The organism is Pseudomonas sp. FP2338 (genome assembly GCF_030687515.1).
In the GTDB taxonomy this organism is placed as follows: Bacteria; Pseudomonadota; Gammaproteobacteria; order Pseudomonadales; family Pseudomonadaceae; genus Aquipseudomonas; species Aquipseudomonas salomonii.
Genome location: NZ_CP117436.1, coordinates 2,168,691 through 2,184,206, shown reverse-complemented (window position 1 = coordinate 2,184,206; position 15,516 = coordinate 2,168,691). Strand labels below are relative to the sequence as shown.

Below are 15,516 nucleotides of genomic sequence, written 5' to 3'. Positions count from 1 at the left end.
TGAAAGTAACGTTCAGTCTATCTTTCTATCACATACCCAAATTTTTAAAGAACGATCTAATCAAAGACTAGAAATCAATATTCACTTCAGAATATTCATTTCTAAACTCTAACAGCAGAAGCAGTTAATGGTGGAGCCAAACGGGATCGAACCGTTGACCTCCTGCGTGCAAGGCAGGCGCTCTCCCAGCTGAGCTATGGCCCCATAACAAAATTGGTGGGTCTGGGCAGATTCGAACTGCCGACCTCACCCTTATCAGGGGTGCGCTCTAACCAACTGAGCTACAGACCCAATTTCGAGCGTCACTGATTAGCTAAGAGCTATCAGCTTGGAGCTTAAAGCTGCTTCTATCGTCTTCTTCAATGAATCAAGCAATTCGTGTGGGAACTTATGGAGCAGCTGATGTCGTCGATTAAGGAGGTGATCCAGCCGCAGGTTCCCCTACGGCTACCTTGTTACGACTTCACCCCAGTCATGAATCACACCGTGGTAACCGTCCTCCCGAAGGTTAGACTAGCTACTTCTGGTGCAACCCACTCCCATGGTGTGACGGGCGGTGTGTACAAGGCCCGGGAACGTATTCACCGCGACATTCTGATTCGCGATTACTAGCGATTCCGACTTCACGCAGTCGAGTTGCAGACTGCGATCCGGACTACGATCGGTTTTGTGGGATTAGCTCCACCTCGCGGCTTGGCAACCCTCTGTACCGACCATTGTAGCACGTGTGTAGCCCAGGCCGTAAGGGCCATGATGACTTGACGTCATCCCCACCTTCCTCCGGTTTGTCACCGGCAGTCTCCTTAGAGTGCCCACCATTACGTGCTGGTAACTAAGGACAAGGGTTGCGCTCGTTACGGGACTTAACCCAACATCTCACGACACGAGCTGACGACAGCCATGCAGCACCTGTCTCAATCCCGAAGGCACCAATCTATCTCTAGAAAGTTCATTGGATGTCAAGGCCTGGTAAGGTTCTTCGCGTTGCTTCGAATTAAACCACATGCTCCACCGCTTGTGCGGGCCCCCGTCAATTCATTTGAGTTTTAACCTTGCGGCCGTACTCCCCAGGCGGTCAACTTAATGCGTTAGCTGCGCCACTAAAAGCTCAAGGCTTCCAACGGCTAGTTGACATCGTTTACGGCGTGGACTACCAGGGTATCTAATCCTGTTTGCTCCCCACGCTTTCGCACCTCAGTGTCAGTATTAGTCCAGGTGGTCGCCTTCGCCACTGGTGTTCCTTCCTATATCTACGCATTTCACCGCTACACAGGAAATTCCACCACCCTCTACCATACTCTAGTCAGTCAGTTTTGAATGCAGTTCCCAGGTTGAGCCCGGGGATTTCACATCCAACTTAACAAACCACCTACGCGCGCTTTACGCCCAGTAATTCCGATTAACGCTTGCACCCTCTGTATTACCGCGGCTGCTGGCACAGAGTTAGCCGGTGCTTATTCTGTCGGTAACGTCAAAACACTAACGTATTAGGTTAATGCCCTTCCTCCCAACTTAAAGTGCTTTACAATCCGAAGACCTTCTTCACACACGCGGCATGGCTGGATCAGGCTTTCGCCCATTGTCCAATATTCCCCACTGCTGCCTCCCGTAGGAGTCTGGACCGTGTCTCAGTTCCAGTGTGACTGATCATCCTCTCAGACCAGTTACGGATCGTCGCCTTGGTGAGCCATTACCTCACCAACTAGCTAATCCGACCTAGGCTCATCTGATAGCGCAAGGCCCGAAGGTCCCCTGCTTTCTCCCGTAGGACGTATGCGGTATTAGCGTCCGTTTCCGAACGTTATCCCCCACTACCAGGCAGATTCCTAGGCTTTACTCACCCGTCCGCCGCTCTCAAGAGGAGCAAGCTCCTCTCTACCGCTCGACTTGCATGTGTTAGGCCTGCCGCCAGCGTTCAATCTGAGCCATGATCAAACTCTTCAGTTCAAACATCTTTGGGTTTTTAAGAAACCCTAAACTTGGCTCAGCAATCGTTGGTTACATCTTTGATTTCTCGCGGAGTAACTTGTGATGCTGATAATCTTGTTGACTATCAGTCTGACTCCACAAGCACCCACACGAATTGCTTGATTCAGTTGTTAAAGAGCGGCTGGTTAAGATCTTTCGTCTCAACCGAGGCGCGCATTCTACAGCAGCCTCATTTGCTGTCAAGTGGTTATTTTCAGAAGTTTTCGAAGAATTCTTCAACAACTTCAACCACTTGCGCTTACGATCTCTCGTTAGCGGGAGGCGAATTCTACAGCGTTACACGCTGCTGTCAACACCTCTTTTTCAACTTCCTTTTGGCTTCGATGAACTGAAGCAACCTGCTGCCGAAAACCTCATAACTCTTTGTTTATCAAGGAGTTTTCCGTTTCGACTGCGCCGGAATTGGGGCGAATTATAGACAGATGTAAAACGCCGTCAACACTTAATTTAGATTTTCTATCAAACAACCCCAAATGCCCTATCCCCTTCTATATAAAGGGCACAGCGACCCGAACTGAGCAATATATTGCTCAAAGTCAGACAGTTAAGCATCATAGGCGCTCTGCTTCTTTACCATGACTTCGGACACCCGCCCCAATGACTACACCACCTCGCAGCCTGGCCTCGGCATTGTTCCCGGTCGGCCTGCTGTTGATCGCCATGGCCTCCATCCAGTCCGGTGCCTCGCTGGCCAAGAGCATGTTCCCCATCGTCGGCGCACAGGGCACTACGACTCTGCGGCTGATTTTCGCCAGTGTGATCATGCTGCTGCTATTACGCCCATGGCGCGCCAAACTCACGGCCAAATCCTTGCGCACTGTCGTCGTCTACGGCATGGCGTTGGGTGGCATGAACTTTCTCTTCTATATGTCCTTGCGCACAGTGCCCCTGGGCATCGCAGTAGCGCTGGAATTCACCGGCCCGCTTGCCGTGGCTATCTATGCCTCGCGCCGGGCGGTGGACTTTGTATGGATCGGCCTCGCAATCGCGGGCCTGCTGTTATTGATCCCCACCGGCGAAACCAGCAGCGGCATCGACTTGGTTGGCGCCGCCTATGCACTGGGTGCCGGCGTTTGCTGGGCGCTCTACATTCTGTTCGGCCAAAAAGCCGGCAACGACAACGGCGTGCAAACTGCCGCCCTGGGCGTGATGATCGCCGCTTTGTTTGTCGCGCCGATCGGCATCGTCCATGCCGGCGCCGCCCTGCTGACGCCCTCGCTGATTCCCGTTGCCATCGGTGTCGCGATCCTCTCCACCGCTTTGCCCTATACCCTGGAAATGGTCGCGCTCACTCGCCTGCCCGCTCGCACCTTCGGCACCTTGATGAGCATTGAGCCCGCATTCGGTGCGCTCTCTGGCCTGTTCTTCCTGCAGGAGCACTTGTCCCTTGCGCAATGGCTGGCAATCACGTGCATTATCTTCGCCTCCGTCGGTGCCACACTGACGATGCGCAATGAATCCAAACCATTGGTGCCCGCCGATTGATTCTCATCGCAGGTAGCTCTGGTATTTGCCGCTCATTTAGGCCATGTTTAAGCCGTAAACGAATGTCTTTCATGGAGAATTTCGACAGGGACTGCTGAACGCTACAATCGAGAGCGAGTGAAGCCTGCATCGAGCCTTTTTGCGACGCGGCTATAAGGATAGTAATGAAACGAATTTTGATACTGTTACTGGTCGTGGGTATTGCTGGCTGTGCTGCGACCACCAAGACAGAAGTGAAACGGGGCAAAAAAGGCATGCACATCAATTGTTCCGGCCTGTCCTCCTCCTGGGACCAGTGCTACACCAGCGCAGCCAACTCCTGCGGCGCCAAGGGCTACCGGGTTGTCGCCAAATCCGGTGACAATTCCGAAGAGCCAGGGGACTATCCTTTCGGTATCAACCCTGCCGGCTACACCAGCCGTAGCATGATCGTCATCTGTAAATGACCGCCCGAGCAGTCCTCTTCCGGCTGCTCCTTCCTCTTTACATGCCCTACGCCCTGCTGCGGCTACACTCCTGCTCGACATTCGAGCAACGGAGTTCCCATGACACCCAACAAGAAAATCGTATTGGTGGTTGGTGCCGGTGATGCAACCGGTGGCGCCATTGCACGGCGCTTTGCCCGCGAAGGCTATGTAGCCTGCGTCACCCGTCGCAGTGCCGATAAGCTGCAGCCCCTGGTCGATGGCATCCAGGCAGCGGGCGGCGAAGCCCACGGCTTTGCCTGTGATGCGCGTAAAGAAGACGACGTGATCGCGCTGGTTGAACAGATCGAAACCCAACTGGGGCCCATCGAAGCCTTCGTCTTCAATATCGGCGCCAACGTGCCGTGCAGCATCCTCGAAGAAACCGCGCGCAAATATTTCAAAATCTGGGAGATGGCCTGCTTCTCCGGGTTCCTGAACGCCCGCGAAGTCGCCAAGCGCATGGTCACGCGCGAACGCGGCACTATCTTGTTCACCGGTGCCACTGCCGGGCTGCGTGGCGGTGCAGGGTTTGCCGCGTTCGCCGGCGCCAAACACGGCATCCGCGCGCTCGCGCAAAGCATGGCGCGGGAATTGGGCCCGAGGAACATCCATGTGGCCCACGTGGTGGTCGATGGCGCCATCGACACCGACTTTATTCGCGACAATTTCCCGCACAAATATGCGCAAAAAGACCAGGACGGCATCCTCAACCCAGAACACATCGCCGACAACTATTGGTACCTGCATAGCCAACCACGCGACGCCTGGACCTTCGAACTGGACCTGCGCCCCTGGAATGAACCCTGGTAAACACGCCGCCCCTGATCAAGAACAACAATAAGCAGTGAGAATCGACCATGAGTAAAACCCTGGAATTTTTTTTCGACCTCGGCAGCCCCGCCACTTACCTGGCCTATACGCAATTGCCTGCGCTATGTGCCGAGACCGGTGCGCAACTGGTGTATCAGCCCATGCTGCTGGGTGGCGTGTTCAAAGCTACCGGCAACGCCTCTCCCATCACTGTGCCCGCCAAAGGGCGTTACATGTTTAATGACCTGGCGCGATACGCCAAGCGCTACAACGTGGCGCTCAAGTTCAACCCGCACTTCCCGATCAATACCCTGGTGCTGATGCGTGCCGTCATGGGTATCCAGATGCGCCAGCCCGAGCGCTTCCAGGCCTTCGTCGATTGCCTGTTTCGCGCCCTTTGGGTCGAAGGTCGCCATCTGGGCGACCCCGCCGTCGTGGCCGCTGTGTTGAGTGAGGCGGGTTTCGACCCAGAGGAAGTCCTGAACCTGGCCAACGATGAAAAGGTCAAGGCCGCCCTCAAGGACAAAACCGAACAGGCCGTTCAGCGCGGGGTATTTGGTGCACCCAGTATGTTTGTAGGCAATGACCTGTTCTTCGGTCAGGACCGTCTGGAGTTTGTGCGCGAAGCGCTCCGCTAAAACTTGATCGCCAAGCGCCCTTGAGCGCCGCTTGCGAGCAAATCGTAAGCGGCGCTTACCGTTGCCGGTCGAAACGGTGTGGGTCCATGTCACGTTGCGTATCGGCGAATGACGCGGTGTCGGCACCCAATCGACGCAGTCAGCCAGGGTCAAGGCGTTCGACAACTAACTCGCCGACGCCCTGGCCAAGGCCCCTGAGCTGCGACCGATCAGATAGCGGCGGTACGCACCTGCAGCCATTCCAAGGCTGCTCCGCTAAGCAGCGGGCTCAGGCGTTCACGCACCTCGGCGTGGTAAGCGTTAAACCACTCGCGCTCATCCGGCGTCAGCAACGACGGCTCCAGGCAACGGGTGTCGATCGGGCAAAGGGTCAAGGTTTCAAACTTGAGGAACTCACCAAACTCGGTCTTGCCCGCTTCGCGGTTCAACACCAGGTTCTCGATGCGTACGCCCCAGCGACCCGGACGATAAGTGCCCGGCTCAATCGAAGTAATCATCCCCGGCTGCATTGCAGTCTGCGGTGCCGCGACGGCCTGGTAGGCGATCACCTGCGGGCCTTCATGCACATTCAGGAAATAGCCTACGCCATGGCCTGTACCGTGGCCGTAGTCCACGCCTTCGGCCCAGATCGGCGCACGGGCGATGGCATCCAGCAATGGCGAGAGAATGCCCTTGGGGAAGTGCGCACGCGACAAGGCAATCACGCCCTTGAGCACGCGCGTGCAGTCGCGCTTCTGCTCATCACTCGGCGTGCCGATCGGCACCATCCGCGTAATGTCCGTGGTGCCGCCCAGGTACTGGCCGCCGGAGTCGATCAGCAACAGGCCATCGCCTTCGATCAACGCATGCTCTTCTTCGGTGGCGTGGTAATGGGGCATCGCACCGTTGGCGTTGAACGCCGCGATGGTGTTGAAGCTCAGCGACACATACTCGGGGCGACGGGTACGCGCGGCGGTCAAGTGCTCGTCGATGGTCAGCTCGGTGATGCGCTCACGGCCCAACGCACTGTCCAGCCAGGCGAAGAATTCGCACAGCGCTGCGCCGTCCTGCTCCATGGCTTGGCGGATATGTTCGGCGTCCGCCAGGCTTTTGCGCGACTTGGCCAGCGTGGTCGGGTTCAAGCCCTCGACCAGCTTGACACCGGCATCGAGGTTTTCCAGCAAACCGGTGGTCACGCGTGCCGGATCAACTTGCAGGCTCACACCCGCCGGTACTGCACGCAGCGCATCTGCCACTTCGCTGTAGTCGCGCAGGGTCACGCCGTCCCGCTCCAGTACCGCGCGCAGCTCGGCATCGACCTTGCTCAGCGCCACAAACAACGTGGCCTGCTGTTGATTGATCAAGGCAAAGGACACAAACACCGGGTTGAACGACACATCACCGCCGCGCAGGTTGAACAGCCAGGCGATGTCATCCAGGGTCGCGATGAAGTGCCAATCGGCGCCCTTCTCTTTCAAGCTGGCACGCAGGGCCGCGAGTTTGTCGCCACGGCTGACAGTCGCCTGCGGCGGCAGGTGTGGGTAGATCGGCTGGTTCGGCAAGGCCGGGCGGTCTTGCCAGACTTCATTCAACAGGTCGATATCGGTACGCAGGCGTGCGCCGCGTTCGGCGAGCTTGCCACCCAGGGTACGTGCCGAGGCCACGGCCATCACTGCACCATCCACTGCGACCACGCCGCCCTCCGGGGTTTGCTCGGCCAGCCATTCCAGCGGGCCGGGTTGGCCTGGCTGCAGTTTCACCAATTCGATGCCGCTGCCCTTGAGTTCCTTGGTCGCCTGCTCCCAGTAACGGCTGTCGGCCCACACACCGGCAAAATCCGCGGTGACAATCAACGTGCCTACCGAGCCATAAAAACCCGACAGCCATTGCCGCCCCTGCCAATAACCCGGCAAGTACTCGGACAGATGGGGGTCGGCCGATGGCACCAGCAGGGCATGGATGCCCTCGCGGCGCATCAGTTCGCGGGTATGCGCCAGGCGCTGGGGAACCGTTCCATGGGTCAAAGGCTGCGTACTCATCATGTCTCCTGCTAAGCACTCATAATTGTTATGTGTTGTGACTGAAAAATCAGACCGCCCAGAACGCTGGCGCACTGGCCAACGCGGCTTTGATCAACTGCACGGCGGCGTCGATATCCTGCTCGGTGGTAAACCGGCCCAGGCTCAAGCGAATGGTCCTACCGGCGCTGCGTGCGTCATGGCCCAAAGCCAGAAGCACGTGGGACGGCGCATTACTCGCCGAATTGCACGCCGAGGTGGCCGAAAACGCGATGCCTGCGCTCAGTGCGGCGGAATTGAATTCGCCCTCTGTGAACGTGAGGCTCAGTGTATGGGGAATGCGCTGGGTGGCGCTGCCATTGAGGCGCACGCCGGCAATCGTTTCCAACTGATCGAGCAGGCGCTGACGCAACGCGACGATAGCGGCTTTTTCTTCAGCAAAGAACTGCGCCGCCAGGGCGAATGCAGTGCCCATCCCGGCAATCTGATGGGTCGCCAGGGTACCGGAGCGCAATCCGCCTTCGTGGCCGCCGCCGTGAATCTGCGCCAGCACCTTCTGCTGCGCACGCGGGCCGACATACAGCGCGCCAATGCCCTTGGGGCCGTACAGCTTGTGCGCCGAAAACGACATCAGGTCCACTGGCCATTCAGCCAGGTCGATCGCGACCTTGCCCGCGCCCTGCGCCGCATCCACATGCAGCAGCGCGCCGTGCTCACGTACGCGTGCACCAATGGCAGGAATGTCATTGAGGGTGCCCAACTCGTTGTTCACCAGCATCAGCGACACCAGGAAGGTATCTTCACGCAAGGCCTCACTGACGGCCTCGGCGCTGATCAAACCTTCAGCGTCCGGCACCAGGTAAGTGACGGCCACGCCGGCTTCCTGCAACTGCCGCGCCGTATCCAATGTGGCCTTGTGTTCGATCTGGCTGGTGATGATATGTCCACCTGCCACACCTCGCGCCTGGGCCACGCCTTTGATGGCCAGGTTGTTGGATTCTGTGGCACCGGAGGTCCAGACAATTTGCTCAGGCTGGGCACCGACCAGCTCGGCCACTTGGCGCCGCGCCTGCTCGACCGTGTGCCGGGCCGCCTGGCCGAACGCATGGGAGCTGGACGCAGGGTTGCCGAAGTTGGCATTGAAGCCCAGACACTCGACCATCACTTGAATGACCCGCTCATCCACCGGCGTGGTGGCGGCGTAGTCGAAATACAACGGACGTTTATTCATGACGTTAAGACTCGCAGAGCGTATTCCCCAGGACAGCGCCTAGGGGGGGCATCGACCGGGACAGAGGTCGTCAGGTTTAACCAGTCGGATGCCATAAAAGAAGGACCACTTTATGTAAATGTGCGTAGGAACGCTCCTGAAATTCAGCTTAACAGGCTGAAGTATCCCAATGGCAAACAAAAAGCCCGAGGTTCCTTAAGGGAATCCTCGGGCTTTTTGCCGTTTGGCGCCGGCTCAACTGGGGCGACCGTGCATCACCACGCTGCGTTCGGCGTTCATTTCGCCCTGGTGATCGAAGCCGAACGGCTTGTGTGGCTGGCCGGTCAACGCGGCGCGTTGCTGTTGATATTCATCAAACGACAGGCCGCGACGGCTCAAGGCCTCAAGGGCCAACTGCTTGGTTTCTTCGGCGGTGTAAGGACGCGATTCAGGTGAAGGATGGGTCGCACATCCGGCAAGGACGGCGCTGACAACTATTAAGGAAACAGCCAGGAAGTGGTTCATGGTGAAGGCTCTGCGAAGGAGGTTTTTAGTCAATGAACACAGGCTACTCCCGCCCTTGCGCAGTGAAAAATCATCCGCCGTGATAGTCGCTATCAACCGTTCCGGCATGCTTGATAGCGGGCCGTGCATATTCATTTACGATCTATAAATATGGAAATACGTTCGTTTACGGAATAACCATAACCTTCTATAAATGGCTCTGCGCGCAATCAACACTGTTCGCCACGCAACTGTTGCTCAGGCAACAGCCATTCAACAAAACCGCAAACAGGCAACAGCTTCTTTTTCAACAGGACGTCTGCAGCCCTCGTCAATCAAGGCTCGCAGCCATTGGTACAGCTCTTGCTCAACACGTTCCATCTCACCGGCTACCCACCCCTGTTAAAAAAGGAACTGTTCATGTCCCGTCCTCTGAATGTCGTTGCCCTCTCCGGCGGAACCTGGCGCCCGTCGCGCACCTTGGTGCTGACCCAAGCCGTGCTGGCCGAACTGGCGACGTTGCTGGCGATCCAGACCACCCTGATCGAGTTGGGTGACATTGCCCGGCCCTTGGGCGGCGCACTCTCACGTGATGAACTGCCGGCCGAGGTCGAAACGCAACTGTTGGCCATCGAACAGGCCGACCTGCTGATCGTCGCCGCGCCGGTGTATCGCGGCTCTTATCCTGGCCTGCTCAAGCACCTGTTTGACCTGGTTGGCCTCAACGCCTTGATCGACACTCCGGTATTGCTCGCGGCCACTGGCGGCAGCGAGCGCCATGCGCTGGTTCTCGATCACCAATTGCGCCCGCTGTTCAGCTTCTTCCAGGCCTTGACCCTGCCGATCGGCGTGTACGCCACCGAAGCTGACTTCACCGACTACCAAATAACCAGCGAGCCCTTGAAGGGCCGCATACGCCTTGCCGCAGAACGCGCAGCGCCGTTGTTTGCCGCGCACTCCCCTTCTCTGCTGAAAATCGCTTAAGGACTTGTCATGGATGTTTTCTGGTTTCTGCCCACACACGGCGACGGCCATTTCCTCGGCACCACCCAAGGTGCGCGCCCGGTCACCCTCAATTATCTGAAGCAGGTGGCGCAAGCGGCTGACAGCCTCGGTTACTTCGGCGTACTGATTCCTACCGGGCGCTCGTGTGAAGATTCCTGGGTAATCGCCTCGGCACTGGTGCCACTGACCGAACGCCTGCGTTACCTGGTAGCGATTCGCCCGGGGATTATTTCGCCCACGGTGTCGGCGCGCATGGCCGCGACCCTGGACCGCCTGTCCAACGGCCGATTGCTGATCAACGTGGTCACCGGCGGCGACCCCGATGAAAACCGTGGCGACGGCAGTTTCCTCGACCACAGTGAACGCTACGAAGTCTCCGACGAATTCCTGCAGATCTGGCGCCGTGTGTTGCAGGGCGAGTCGGTGGACTTTGAAGGCAAGCACCTGCGTGTGCAGAACGCCAAAGCGCTTTACCCACCGGTGCAGAAGCCGTATCCGCCGCTGTACTTCGGCGGTTCGTCGGATGCTGCCCACGACCTGGCCGCCAAGCAGGTCGACGTGTACCTGACCTGGGGCGAGCCGCCCGCCGCCGTTGCGCAAAAACTTGCCGACGTGCGTGAACGCGCAGCGCGCCATGGGCGCACCGTCAAGTTCGGCATTCGCCTGCATGTAATCGTGCGCGAAACCGAAGAAGACGCCTGGAAAGCCGCCGACAAACTGATCGAACACATCAGCGATGAAACCATCGCCGCCGCGCAAAAGTCCTTTTCGCGCTTTGACTCTGAAGGCCAGCGGCGCATGGCGGCGTTGCATGACGGGCGCCGCGACAACCTGCAAATCGCCCCCAACCTGTGGGCCGGTGTCGGCCTGGTACGCGGCGGTGCCGGCACCGCGTTGGTGGGCAACCCGCAGCAAGTGGCCGAGCGCATCAAGGAATACGCCGATCTTGGCATCGAGAGCTTCATCTTCTCCGGCTACCCGCACCTGGAAGAAGCCTATCGCTTTGCCGAGCTGGTGTTCCCGCTGTTGCCGGAACCTTACGCCAGCCTCGCCGGGCGCGGCATCACCAACCTCACGGGGCCGTTTGGCGAAATGATTGCCAATGATGTGTTGCCGAACACCAAAGCCTGAGTGCACCGAGTTCGGCTTCAGGTGGGAGCGGGCTTGTTGTGGCGAGGGAGCTTGCTCCCGCTGGGGTGCGAAGCGCCCCCAAGAGCCGGCGACTGCTGCGCAGCCGAACGGGAGCAAGCTCCCTCGCCACAGGTAATCACCCACTGAGCCATCATTGCCAGACCGACATTGAGGAACCCCGTGTGACAGCCAAACCCCACAGCGTCCTGCCCTCACCTTTGCAGACCGCCAAACTGCTGGCCGCCGAATTCGCCCTCACCGCCGTTGAACGCGATGAGCGCGGCGGCACGCCCAAGGCCGAACGGGACGCGCTGCGCCAAAGCGGCCTGCTGGCCCTGAGTATCCCCACGCAATACGGCGGCCTCGGCGCGCGCTGGAGTGAAACCCTGGGCATCGTGCGCGAGTTCGCCAAGGTCGACAGCTCCATCGCCCATGTCTTCGGCTTTCACCACTTGATGCTTGCCACCGTGCGCCTGTTTGCGCGCCCCGACCAATGGCAGCCGTGGTTCGAACAGACCGCACGCAAAAACTGGTTCTGGGGCAATGCCCTCAACCCGCTGGACACGCGCACGCTGGTCAAGGATTTCGGCGGCTGGCGCGAATTTTCCGGCAAGAAAAGCTTCTGCTCCGGCGCCAGCGATTCGGAAATGCTCATTGCCTCGGCCGTGGACGAAAGCGCCGGCGGCAAGCTGCTGATCGCCGCGATTCCCAGCGGACGCAGCGGCATTACCTTGCACAACGACTGGAACAACATCGGCCAGCGCCAAACCGACAGCGGCAGCGCCAGCTTTGAACGGGTGCGTGTCGAAGAGTCGGAATTGCTGCTCGATCCCGGCCCGTTGAGCACGCCCTTCGCCTGCCTGCGCCCGCTGATCGCGCAGTTGACGTTCACGTATATGTTTCTCGGGATTGCCGAAGGCGCCTTTGAAGAAGCGCGCAACTACACCCTCACCGAAACCCGTGCGTGGCACAAATCTTCGGCTGGCGATGTGCGCCAGGACCCTTACGTGCTGCACCACTACGGCGAATTCTGGGTGGCCCTGCAAGGCGTTCGCCTGTTGGTCGAACGCGCTGGCGAATTGCTCGACCAGGCCTGGGCCAAAGGTGCCAGCTTGAGCGAACAGCAACGCGGCGAACTGGCCATTGCCATCGCCACCGCCAAAGTCGCCGCCACCCGCCAGGGCCTGGACCTGTGCAGCCGCCTGTTTGAAGTCACCGGCGCGCGCTCGACCCATGCCTCGCTGCGCCTGGACCGCCATTGGCGCAACTTGCGCACGCAAACCCTGCACGACCCGGTGGATTACAAACTCCACGAACTGGGGGACTGGGCGTTGAACCAGTCCCTGCCGATCCCGACGTTCTACTCCTGAGAGAGGTGCCCATGCAGCTGTTGACCTTACCGCCCTCGCCCGCCCTCGCGACCTCGATTCGCGCCACGGCCCAGGTCTTCGAAGACCCCAAATCCCAGGCGTTGCTCGACCATATCCAGCAAGTGGCACCGAGCGAAGCCAGCGTGCTGATCATCGGCGAGACCGGCACCGGCAAAGAGCTGGTGGCGCGCCATATTCATAACCTCAGTGCGCGGCGCAACCGGCCCTTTGTGGCGGTGAACTGCGGCGCGTTTTCCGAATCCCTGGTGGAAGCCGAGTTGTTCGGGCATGAAAAAGGTGCGTTTACCGGCGCCCTCAGCGCCAAGGCCGGCTGGTTCGAAGAGGCCGACGGCGGCACCTTGTTCCTCGATGAGATCGGCGATTTGCCGATGGCGATCCAGGTCAAATTGTTGCGCGTTCTACAGGAACGCGAAGTCGTGCGCCTGGGTTCGCGCAAGAGCATTCCGATTGATGTACGCGTGCTGGCGGCCACCAACGTGCAGCTGGAAAAAGCCATCAACGCGGGGCACTTTCGCGAAGACCTCTACTACCGCCTGGATGTGGTCAGCCTCGAACTCAGCCCACTGCGCGAGCGCCCCGGCGATATCCTGCCGCTGACCCGGCATTTTATCGAAGCCTATAGCCAGCGCCTGGGTTACGGCCCCATCACCATCAGCCGCGAGGCCGAACACAAGCTCAAAAGCTACAGCTGGCCGGGCAATATCCGCGAGCTGGAAAACGTGATTCACCACACGTTGCTGATCTGCCGTAATGGCCTGATCGAGCGCGATGATCTGCGCCTGTCGAACATGCGCATCGAGCGCCAGGACGACAGCCAGCACGGCACCGACAACAGCGCCGACGCCTTGCTGGCCCGCGCCTTTCAAAAGCTCTTCGAAGAACAGGCCGGCGCCCTGCATGAAAAGGTCGAAGACGCGCTGTTGCGCGCCGCCTACCGTTTCAGCCATTACAACCAGGTGCACACCGCCAACCTGCTGGGCCTGAGCCGCAACGTCACGCGCACACGCCTGATCAAGATCGGCGAATTGGCGGTGAACAAACGCCGCCCCGGCGAAAACGTGCAGGGCGAACGCATGCTGCACTTATCCATTTAGGCGGCAGTGCAACGCGTTGTCATGGCTGCGCTCGAAACTGCGCAGCACCTGGAATGAACCGAAGGTCACCGCCGTGGCCTGGTGGGCGCGAATCAGCGTCCAGAAGTCTTCCTCGCCGTGCTCAAAACACTTGAACGCCGCCTCGCCGTCCTCACGCGAGCGCCATTGCAGGTAATTGAGCACTCGCCGCCCGTCGTCGCTGACTTGCACACTGGCATTGATAAAGCCGCCATGGCCCTGGGCCAGGCGTTCGCTCTGGGTGGACAAGGCCGCCACCAGGGCAAATTGCTGCTGAGGTTCGATCTGAAACTCGATCAACTGAGTGAAGCTGCGATTTTTCTCTGATACCTGCATGAACACTCCCCTCTCTCTGTAGGCAGAATCTTGCGATTCGATGCCACGCAGGGTAAAACCTCTAGTTAAGTCAAGGTCAAGCGCTTATCTGGAGTTTTTATGCTTACCAAGGAACTCACCGTCGGCCAACTCGCCGCACGTAGCGGTGTGGCGGTTACGGCGCTGCACTTTTATGAGTCCAAGGGGTTGATCAAGAGCAACCGCAACGCCGGCAACCAGCGGCGCTATCCACGGGATGTGTTGCGGCGCGTGGTGGTGATCAAGATCGCACAACGCTTGGGGATTCCACTGGCAACGATTGGCGAGGCGTTGCAGACCTTGCCGGACGGGCGCACGCCCACTGCACAGGACTGGGAACGCTTGTCGGCACTGTGGCGTGAGGATCTGGATCAGCGCATCAACAAGCTGATGCTGCTGCGCGACAAACTCAGTGGTTGTATTGGTTGCGGGTGTTTATCGCTGGAGGCGTGTCCGTTGCGTAATCAGGATGATCAGTTAGGTGAGCACGGGCCAGGCGCCCAATTACTGGAGCCCACCACACCCGCCTGAGTTGGTAATGCGATCAATGTGGGAGCTGGCTTGCCTGCGATGCAGACAACCCGGTCTGTCAGTAAAACCGACTTGCCAACACCTCGTCGGTTACCTGCAGGCCACGGCGGACGTGGCCTATAGTGAAAAGACCGGACCTTTACAACCACCACCTAAGGAGAACGATATGAGCGTTAAGCCAATCCCCGAGGGTTATCACAGTGTCACGCCGTATATGGGCATCGACAACGCTGCTGAGGCCATTGAGTTTTACCAGAAAGCCTTCGGTGCCAAGCAGGTCATGCGCCTGGACATGCCCGACGGCAAGGTCGGCCACGCCGAGCTGCGCATCGGTGACTCGGCGATCATGCTCGGCTCGCCGTGCGCCGACATGGCCCTGCGTAATCCCGATGAACACACCAGCGTCGGTTTGCACCTGTATGTGAACGATGTGGATGCGCAGTACCAACAGGCCATTGATGCAGGCGCCCTTTCGGTGTCTGAGCCAAAAGATCAATTTTACGGCGACCGCTCGGCGAGCGTGAAGGACCCCTTCGGTCACCTGTGGTTTTTGGCTACGCGCAAGGAGGATCTGACTGAAGCGCAGATTCGCGAGCGGGCCATGGCGATGTTCGAGCAAGGCTGAAGTTTCAGTAAACCTGCACATCCAATGTGGGAGCTGGCTTGCCTGCGATGGCGGTCTTTGGGTGGTGTACATATCCGTTGCTGCGGTAACGGCGGCTTAGGGTTCCGCCCTTACGGCGGGTCACTTTTGCAAGGACCGGAATGCCGGCCCAGTCAAAAGTAACCAAAAGGTCCTCGCCCCAACACTCGGTGCCTCGCTGTGGCTCGGCATGCCCGCAATCCGACACTGATTTGGGGGGCCGCCGCCACGCGCCATCCATGGCGCGGG

Annotated in this window: 14 protein-coding genes, 2 tRNA genes and 1 rRNA gene; 10 read left to right on the top strand and 7 right to left on the bottom strand. The window is 58.9% G+C overall.

What is annotated here, in order from left to right:
- Nucleotides 1-128: 128 nt before the first annotated feature.
- The 3 genes from PSH96_RS10025 to PSH96_RS10015 form a co-directional block, all read right to left on the bottom strand.
- A tRNA-Ala gene (locus PSH96_RS10025) sits at nt 129-204 on the bottom strand.
- Nucleotides 205-214: 10 nt separating this feature from the next.
- A tRNA-Ile gene (locus PSH96_RS10020) sits at nt 215-291 on the bottom strand.
- 122 nt (nt 292-413) lie between these two features.
- Nucleotides 414-1,947 (bottom strand): 16S ribosomal RNA (locus tag PSH96_RS10015).
- A 639-nt stretch (nt 1,948-2,586) separates the two neighbouring features.
- On the opposite strand from PSH96_RS10015, the gene rhtA reads away from it, so the two are divergent.
- The 4 genes from rhtA (at nt 2,587) to PSH96_RS09995 (ending at nt 5,389) form a co-directional block, all read left to right on the top strand.
- Nucleotides 2,587-3,474 (top strand): threonine/homoserine exporter RhtA, encoded by an 888-nt coding sequence (rhtA, locus tag PSH96_RS10010; RefSeq protein WP_305458912.1) that lies wholly within the window; start codon nt 2,587-2,589, stop codon nt 3,472-3,474.
- Nucleotides 3,475-3,638: 164 nt separating this feature from the next.
- A complete protein-coding gene (locus PSH96_RS10005) occupies nt 3,639-3,920 on the top strand; it encodes a hypothetical protein (RefSeq protein ID WP_056859698.1) in 282 nt (93 codons plus the stop codon).
- Between the two features lie 99 nt (nt 3,921-4,019).
- Entirely contained in the window at nt 4,020-4,751 is a 732-nt protein-coding gene (locus PSH96_RS10000) for an SDR family oxidoreductase (RefSeq protein WP_305458910.1), read from the top strand.
- Between the two features lie 47 nt (nt 4,752-4,798).
- Nucleotides 4,799-5,389 (top strand): 2-hydroxychromene-2-carboxylate isomerase, encoded by a 591-nt coding sequence (locus PSH96_RS09995; RefSeq protein WP_099488874.1) that lies wholly within the window; start codon nt 4,799-4,801, stop codon nt 5,387-5,389.
- A 209-nt stretch (nt 5,390-5,598) separates the two neighbouring features.
- Here PSH96_RS09995 and PSH96_RS09990 read toward each other — a convergent pair whose 3' ends face one another.
- The 3 genes from PSH96_RS09990 to PSH96_RS09980 all read right to left on the bottom strand — a co-directional run bounded on the left by PSH96_RS09990 (nt 5,599) and on the right by PSH96_RS09980 (nt 9,121).
- A complete protein-coding gene (locus PSH96_RS09990) occupies nt 5,599-7,407 on the bottom strand; it encodes an aminopeptidase P family protein (RefSeq protein WP_305458908.1) in 1,809 nt (602 codons plus the stop codon).
- A gap of 49 nt (nt 7,408-7,456) precedes the next feature.
- Nucleotides 7,457-8,617, bottom strand: a complete 1,161-nt coding sequence (locus PSH96_RS09985; RefSeq protein ID WP_305458906.1) for a cysteine desulfurase family protein — start codon at nt 8,615-8,617, stop codon at nt 7,457-7,459.
- A 234-nt stretch (nt 8,618-8,851) separates the two neighbouring features.
- The gene (locus tag PSH96_RS09980) at nt 8,852-9,121 is read right to left on the bottom strand and encodes a hypothetical protein (protein WP_200434624.1); all 270 of its coding nucleotides are present in this window, start codon (nt 9,119-9,121) and stop codon (nt 8,852-8,854) included.
- Nucleotides 9,122-9,520: 399 nt separating this feature from the next.
- On the opposite strand from PSH96_RS09980, the gene msuE reads away from it, so the two are divergent.
- From msuE to PSH96_RS09960, 4 genes are all read left to right on the top strand, one after another.
- The gene (gene msuE, locus PSH96_RS09975; RefSeq protein ID WP_305458904.1) at nt 9,521-10,084 is read left to right on the top strand and encodes an FMN reductase; all 564 of its coding nucleotides are present in this window, start codon (nt 9,521-9,523) and stop codon (nt 10,082-10,084) included.
- Between the two features lie 9 nt (nt 10,085-10,093).
- Nucleotides 10,094-11,236 carry an FMNH2-dependent alkanesulfonate monooxygenase gene (gene ssuD, locus PSH96_RS09970; RefSeq protein WP_305458902.1) on the top strand — a complete coding sequence of 381 codons (1,143 nt, stop codon included), beginning with the start codon at nt 10,094-10,096 and terminating at the stop codon, nt 11,234-11,236.
- Nucleotides 11,237-11,418: 182 nt separating this feature from the next.
- On the top strand, nt 11,419-12,606 hold the full coding sequence (locus PSH96_RS09965) for an acyl-CoA dehydrogenase family protein (RefSeq protein WP_056859690.1): 1,188 nt from the start codon (nt 11,419-11,421) through the stop codon (nt 12,604-12,606).
- Nucleotides 12,607-12,617: 11 nt separating this feature from the next.
- Nucleotides 12,618-13,721, top strand: coding sequence for a sigma-54-dependent Fis family transcriptional regulator (locus PSH96_RS09960; RefSeq protein ID WP_058420116.1), 1,104 nt, complete (start codon nt 12,618-12,620; stop codon nt 13,719-13,721).
- Here PSH96_RS09960 and PSH96_RS09955 read toward each other — a convergent pair.
- Nucleotides 13,710-14,075 carry an antibiotic biosynthesis monooxygenase gene (locus tag PSH96_RS09955; protein WP_056859702.1) on the bottom strand — a complete coding sequence of 122 codons (366 nt, stop codon included), beginning with the start codon at nt 14,073-14,075 and terminating at the stop codon, nt 13,710-13,712. The two genes, PSH96_RS09960 and PSH96_RS09955, sit on opposite strands and share 12 nt — an antisense overlap.
- 99 nt (nt 14,076-14,174) lie before the next feature.
- Between PSH96_RS09955 and soxR the strand changes: the two genes are divergently transcribed.
- Together soxR and PSH96_RS09945 are read left to right on the top strand one after the other, a co-directional pair.
- Nucleotides 14,175-14,624 (top strand): redox-sensitive transcriptional activator SoxR, encoded by a 450-nt coding sequence (soxR, locus tag PSH96_RS09950; RefSeq protein ID WP_056859688.1) that lies wholly within the window; start codon nt 14,175-14,177, stop codon nt 14,622-14,624.
- A gap of 166 nt (nt 14,625-14,790) precedes the next feature.
- Nucleotides 14,791-15,249, top strand: a complete 459-nt coding sequence (locus PSH96_RS09945; protein WP_305458898.1) for a VOC family protein — start codon at nt 14,791-14,793, stop codon at nt 15,247-15,249.
- Nucleotides 15,250-15,516 lie beyond the last annotated feature (267 nt).